Source organism: Bacteroides sp. AM07-18, assembly GCF_003602695.1.
In the GTDB taxonomy this organism is placed as follows: Bacteria; Bacteroidota; Bacteroidia; order Bacteroidales; family Bacteroidaceae; genus Bacteroides; species Bacteroides uniformis.
This window is the reverse complement of the sequence record NZ_QTLM01000004.1, coordinates 345,050-351,353: the sequence shown is the minus strand read 5'-3', so window position 1 is coordinate 351,353 and position 6,304 is coordinate 345,050. Positions and strand designations below refer to the sequence as shown.

Genomic DNA, 6,304 nt, shown 5'->3' with positions numbered 1-6,304 from the left:
CATGTCACGGTGGCCCGCAGGAGCGGTTCGGACTGGTGGGTAGGCTCGCTAAACAACGGTGCGGAAAGGAATCTGAAATTGGAATTGGACTTCCTTAGTGAGGGAGACTACCAAGCAACGATCTATACCGATGCAGAGGATGTGGACCGGAATCCAAACCATCTGGACAGACAGGTACGGAAAGTTACAAGGAAGGATATCATTGAACTGAATCTGGCAAAGGATGGAGGAGCGCTATTACATATCAGAAGGTTATAAGGGTGATGTTTATCAGTTGAAATTGTATTTCAATCAGTTGTTAGTTTGTTAGGATAAGAAGATTGTTCCAGGATAATATTTTTAGTCAATGGATTTATAACATGAACAGAAGAAATTTTATAAAGAGAGTGGGCCTTTTGGGGGCAGGATATGCGCTGAATAAAAACTTGATGTTTGCGAATTCAGGCGTAGCTTCGACAGCTGCCTCTTTTTCGTCGTTTCCAACAGTAAGGAAGCCTATATCGGAAAGGAACTTCAAAAGTCCTGCCATTGAAAAGGCCATTGCTACTTTTAAACAGAAGGTCAAGAATGAAGAACTGGGCTGGCTGTTTGGGAATTGTTTTCCGAATACGTTGGACACAACCGTTTTTTATTCAGAAAAGGATGGCCGACCGGATACATATGTGATTACCGGTGATATTGATGCCATGTGGTTAAGGGATAGTTCTGCCCAAGTATATCCGTATTTGGATTTCATGTCTGAAGATAAGAACCTGCAAAGACTGATAATTGGCGTTATCAATAAGCAGACCTCCTTTATATTGAAGGATCCGTATGCCAATGCCTTTTATGATGATGATACGAAGTATACAAGATGGAACAGCGACCATACGGAGATGAAACCGGGTATTCATGAGCGTAAATACGAGTTGGATTCGCTTTGCTATCCCATTCGCCTGGCATATGGATACTGGAAAAAGACAAATGATGCTTCTCCTTTCGATGCGCAATGGAAGAAGGCGATAGAAACCGTTTTAAGGGTCTGCAAGGAACAGCAGAGAAAAGATGGTAACGGGCCTTATAGCTTTCGCAGAACTTCGGAATGGGCTATAGATGCTGTTCCTATGGGTGGAGTGGGCTATAAAGTAAATCCGGTCGGATTGATTTGCTCTACTTTCAGGCCTAGTGATGATGCCACTATCTTTCCTTTTCTCGTCCCGTCCAATTTCTTTGCGGTGGCCAGTTTGAGGCAGGCTTCCGAAATGGTTCAAAAGATAACCAAAGACAATGTACTGGCTGATGAACTGTTGGCGTTGAGTAAAGAAGTTTATAATGCTTTGCAGACTTATGCCGTGGTGAATCATCCGAAGTTCGGTAAAATCTATGCTTTTGAAATAGATGGCTTTGGATCGGCTTATCTTAGTGATGATGCCAACGTCCCTAATCTGCTGGCGTTACCCTATCTGGGTGGTGTTGATAGTGATGATGCAATTTATGCCAATACCAGAAGATTCGTGTGGTCGGAATACAATCCTTATTTCTTTAAAGGTTCTTATTTTGAAGGGATAGGAGGACATCATATTGGTACGGACATGATATGGCCGATGAGCCTGATAATGAAAGCCCTGACTGCTCAAGACGATAAAGAGTTACAGCAATGTATCCAGATGCTCCAGAAAACGCATGCCGGTACCGGGTTCATGCACGAGTCATTCCACAAGGATGACCCCAAGAAATTCACAAGGAGCTGGTTTGCATGGGCCAATACATTGTTTGGAGAATTGCTGTGGAAAACATTCAATGAGAAACCATATTTATTGGAATATTAATCATCTAATTAATCAATGTAAACAAAAATTTATGAGAAGAATTACAAAATTCAGTTTGTTACTCTCCCTTGTTCTGGGATTGTACTTTCCTACTGTTTTTGCACAGTCGAACATGACGAACGAAATGTTTGACTTGGCAAAGTTGAAGTCGGGTGTAAAAAACAAAAGAATCTCCAGTACAGATCCTACCGGAGGTAACAGAGATCACTTGGAGCCCTTCAAACCAGGTGAGAAACGCATCATTGCAGACATCAAGGGAACGGGAGTCATCAACCACATTTGGGTGACGATTGCGCCTCCACCTCCCACTTTGAGCAGAAACGACATTATCATTCGCATGTATTGGGACGGCAACGATTATCCTTCGGTAGAGTCTCCCATCGGCCCTTTCTTCGGACAAGGCTGGGATGAGAGATACAACTACGCATCCTTGCCTCTTTCGGCCGGTCCTGAAAACGGTACCGGTCTGTCGTGCTATTTCGCTATGCCTTTCGAGAAGGGCGCACGCATTGAAATTGAGAACCAGAGCGACCGCAACATAGATGCTTTCTACTTCTACGTGGATTATCTGGAGATGGCGAAGCTTCCCAAGGACATGGGCCGCTTTCATGCCTGGTATAACCACAACCTGACTGAAGCACTTCCCGAAGGCGAGACGGAGTGGGGAGTTACCGGTGCCCAGAAGCCGAACACCACCGGCGAACGCAACTATGTGTTCATGGAAACCCAAGGCAAGGGACACTTTGTAGGTATCAATTACTATGTGCATTGTCCCACTCCCATGTGGTATGGCGAAGGTGACGACATGTGGTTCATTGATGGAGAAAAGGTTCCCTCGCTGATAGGTACAGGTACGGAAGACTTCTTCAATACGGCCTGGTGTCCTAAAGAAGCCTTCTCGCATCCTTACTTCGGTTATCCCCGTGTGAACAATGATATAGGCTGGCTGGGTCGTACCCACGTTTACCGATTCTTCATTGAAGATCCCATTTTCTTTGAAAAGAGCCTGAAGGGAACCATCGAACATGGCTCCAACAACAACTTGACGTTGGATTTGTCTACCGTGGCTTATTGGTACCAAGATTCGGCTGTGGCTCTTCCCGAAGCTCCTACAAAGGCACAGCGTGCTCCGAAACCTTTCATCAACCATGTTGATATACATCGTTGGCGGGATGCCTGGCGTAAGTCCAAGGGTAACAAAGCCACTCTGTGGGGCAACGAGTAAACTTTTGTAACGCTCTTTTTTTATACGTTCATAGGCTGATATTTATATCCGGGGTTTTGCCATTATATTGGCAAAACTGTGTCTCTATATTGGCAAAACTGTGCCACTATATTGGCACGACTATGGAAAAATAGTTCTACGGAGCAGCAAATTCAATAAATCATTAATAAAGGTACGAAATGAAGAATATTCCCAAAAAGCAATTTGCGGGCTGGATGCTGATGCTACTGTTGTGCATCAGTATCTCGGCATTTGCCCAGTCGCCTAAGAAGGTGACCGGACGTGTGATGGATGCACAAGGTGAGTTACTCATCGGTGTGAATGTGACGGAGGCGGCAGACCCTTCTAATGGTGTGGTGACGGACATCAACGGTACGTATACGATTACGTTGAAAGGAAATAAACCGTCATTGAAGTTCTCTTATATCGGCTTCAAGGACAAAGTGGTAGCGGTAGGCTCCAAAGGAGTGCTTGATGTAGCTTTGGAAGAAGACGTGGCAGCCCTTGACGAAGTGGTGGTAGTGGGCTTCGGAACGCAGAAGAAAGCTTCTGTGGTCGGCTCCATTACCAATATAGAGCCGGCCAAGCTTGCCGCGGCTCCCAGCCGTTCGCTCAGTAACAACCTGGCGGGTATGGTTCCCGGTGTGATTGCGGTTCAGCGTAGCGGTGACCCTTGGTTCAATAACTCCGACTTCTGGATTCGTGGTATCAGTAGCTTTACTGGCAATACCAATCCGCTGGTATTGGTGGATGGCGTCGAGCGTTCGCTCCACGACATCGACCCTGAAGAAATCGCCTCCTTCTCCGTGTTGAAGGATGCTGCCGCCAGTGCCGTCTATGGTGTGCGCGGTGCCAATGGTGTAGTGATGATTGAGACCAAGCGCGGCAAGATTGGAAAGCCGCAGGTGAACGTCCGCTTCGAACACTCCTTTACGCAACCCATCAAGATACCCGACTACATCGGCAGTGTGAAGTATCTGGAACTGATTAACGAAATGTATGCCGAGCAAGGTAGAGCCCCCTTTGCCAGCGAAGCCACCTTGCTGAACTACAAGAATCAGACCGACCCGGAACTCTATCCCGATGTGAATTGGTGGGACATCATCTCCAAAGACCATGCAGACAACACGAAGGCAAACGTTAGCGTCAACGGTGGTACGGACATCCTTCGCTATGCGTTGGTGGCAGGATATTACAATGAGAACGGTATTATTGAACGCGACAAGAACCAGGAGTGGGACTCTTCCCTGAAGGTGAGCCGATATACGGTACGTTCCAATGTAGATGTGAATGTGACTCCCACTACCTTGTTCCGTGCCAATGTGGGCGTGTTCCTGCAAACCCGTAACGCTCCTCCGGGAGACACGGAAACCAATCAGGGCATTTTCTATCAAGCCATGCGTGTACCTCCTTACGTGCATCCGGCCATCTATGCCGATGGACGCATTCCCCGTGTGATGTACAAGCAGAACCCTTGGGCGTGGGCCACACAGCGTGGATACGAAAAACTAAACCACAATAAGATTGAATCCCTAGTATCGTTGGAACAGGATTTGAAGTTCATCACACCGGGACTGAAGTTCAAGGGAACCTTCTCTTTTGACAAGTTCTCGGCAACTTCCGTGACACGTTCCAAGAATCCCTATTACTACAATCCCGCCACCGCACGCGATGCAGAGGGCAACATCATCACTGATGTGCAGACCACCGGACAAGAGTTCCTGGGCTATGAAAAAGGAGCTAAATGGGGCGATCAGTCCATCTATCTGGAAGGAATGTTCTCGTACAACCGCATTTTCGGCAAAGTGCACGATGTGAACGCCATGTTCCTCTACAACCAGAAGGAGTATGACAATGGTGATGCGCTTCCCTATCGTACCCAAGGCATAGCCGGAAGATTCTCTTATACTTACGACAGCCGCTATGTTGCCGAGCTGAACTTCGGTTACAACGGCTCCGAGAACTTTGCCAAAGGCAAGCGCTTCGGCTTCTTCCCCGCCGTGGCGTTGGGATGGATTGTATCTTCCGAGAAATTCATGGAGCCGGTTTCCGATGTCATCTCCAACTTGAAGCTGAGAGCTACTTGGGGTAAGGCCGGTAACAGTAACATTGGTGGTAACAGACGTTTCGCCTATATTTCTACCATTGTCAATACCGGTTCGTACAGATGGGGTACAGATGCGGAAATCTATCGCCTTGGACGTTCGGAAGGCGAAATCGGTGTGAACAACTTGACATGGGAAACCGTGACCAAGATGAATGCCGGTATCGACTTAGGTCTATGGAATGGTAGCGTGAACCTCGTAGTGGATGTGTTCAAGGAAAAGCGCGATGACATCTTCATGCAGCGTAAGAATGTGCCTGGTTCTGCCGGATTCAACCGCCCTGTTTGGGCCAATTATGGCAAGGTCGATAATCAGGGATTTGATGTGTCTTTGAATGTCAACCACAAGTTCAATAGCGATTGGGCCATTTCCGCTATGGCAAACTATACCTACGCACACAATAAGGTTGTGGAAATAGACGAACCTGCCGCCATCTTGGGTACATACCGTTCGCAAACTGGTAAACCTGTAGGGCAATTGTTTGGCTTGATAGCGGAAAGGCTCTTTACGGAAGATGATTTCGATGAAAACGGTATGCTTAAGGAAGGAATTCCGGCACAGAAGTTCAGTGATATGAGTAACCTACGTCCCGGTGACATTAAATACAAAGATTTGAACGGGGATGGTGAAGTGACCGCAGTAGATAAAACAGCCATTGGTGGTACACGTATTCCCGAGATTGTCTATGGTTTTGGAGCTACAGTAAGCTATAAGTCGTTCGATTTGGGAGTATTCTTCCAAGGAACAGGTAAAACCTACCAGCTCTTGGGCGGAGAGACCTGGTTGCCGGGTTCTTCCTTAGGTGCTGGTAACATCTATTCGAACATTGACGACCGTTGGACACCTGAAAATCCGAGGCAAGATGTATTCTGGCCCCGTATGGGAGACAAGGCTGTGGCAAACAATGAACAAGCTTCCACATGGTGGTTGCGTGACATGAGTTTCCTGCGCCTGAAGAATCTGGAACTTGGATATACTCTTCCGCAACGTTGGACTACCAAAATTGGCATCCGCGGCTGCCGTTTGTTTGCAAGAGGAACCAATCTGCTGACGTTCTCCAACTTCAAGCTTTGGGACCCCGAACTGGAAACTACCGATGGATTGAGATACCCACAGATGAAATCTGTATCAGTGGGTTTTAGCATCAATTTCAACAATTAATTAAG

Annotated in this window: 4 protein-coding genes; all 4 read left to right on the top strand. The window is 47.0% G+C overall.

The features are described 5' to 3' along the window. Positions 1–258: glycoside hydrolase family 97 C-terminal domain-containing protein (locus DW096_RS08755; RefSeq protein ID WP_199711483.1), on the top strand; the 258-nt coding region annotated here is incomplete at its 5' end. Between the two features lie 101 nt (positions 259–359). Next, the gene (locus DW096_RS08750; RefSeq protein ID WP_009037497.1) at positions 360–1,808 is read left to right on the top strand and encodes a glycoside hydrolase family 125 protein; all 1,449 of its coding nucleotides are present in this window, start codon (positions 360–362) and stop codon (positions 1,806–1,808) included. A gap of 31 nt (positions 1,809–1,839) precedes the next feature. Continuing rightward, the gene (locus DW096_RS08745; RefSeq protein WP_022400938.1) at positions 1,840–3,033 is read left to right on the top strand and encodes a glycoside hydrolase family 172 protein; all 1,194 of its coding nucleotides are present in this window, start codon (positions 1,840–1,842) and stop codon (positions 3,031–3,033) included. 179 nt (positions 3,034–3,212) lie between these two features. Further along, positions 3,213–6,299 carry a TonB-dependent receptor gene (locus tag DW096_RS08740; protein ID WP_118931256.1) on the top strand — a complete coding sequence of 1,029 codons (3,087 nt, stop codon included), beginning with the start codon at positions 3,213–3,215 and terminating at the stop codon, positions 6,297–6,299. Positions 6,300–6,304: the final 5 nt, after the last annotated feature.

Bases quoted from the DNA above. Each gene is read 5' to 3' on its own strand.
- DW096_RS08750 (WP_009037497.1), top strand. From the start codon at position 360: ATGAACAGAAGAAATTTTATAAAGAGAGTGGGCCTTTTGGGGGCAGGA.
- DW096_RS08740 (WP_118931256.1), top strand. From the start codon at position 3,213: ATGAAGAATATTCCCAAAAAGCAATTTGCGGGCTGGATGCTGATGCTA.
- DW096_RS08745 (WP_022400938.1), top strand. From the start codon at position 1,840: ATGAGAAGAATTACAAAATTCAGTTTGTTACTCTCCCTTGTTCTGGGA.